Annotated in this window: 1 protein-coding gene; it reads left to right on the plus strand. The window is 42.3% G+C overall.

What is annotated here, in order from left to right:
• Positions 1–291 (plus strand): helix-turn-helix domain-containing protein (locus HMPREF2607_RS04935; RefSeq protein WP_148130150.1); only part of this gene is annotated, 291 nt, incomplete at both ends.

Here is a 291-nt window from a genome sequence, read left to right on the forward strand (position 1 = left end):
ACGACTTTCAAAAGCCTTCTAAAATCCCTCTTCTTGAGCAAGCTGGAACTCCAACACTACTACGTCTGAAAAAACGTCGTTTCCAGTGTAAAAGTTGTAGACGAGTCACGGTAGCTGAGACATCTATCGTTGAGAAAAACTGCCAAATCTCCAATCTAGTCCGACAAAAGGTTACACAACTCCTAACTGAGAAGGTGTCATTAACGGATATTGCCAGAAGACTTCGCGTGTCAACGTCCACTGTCTATCGTAAACTCGACCAGTTTACTTTCAAGGAACATTATGACAAAC

The sequence above is a fragment of the Streptococcus sp. HMSC078H03 genome (assembly GCF_001808655.1).
Taxonomy (GTDB): domain Bacteria; phylum Bacillota; class Bacilli; order Lactobacillales; family Streptococcaceae; genus Streptococcus; species Streptococcus salivarius_G.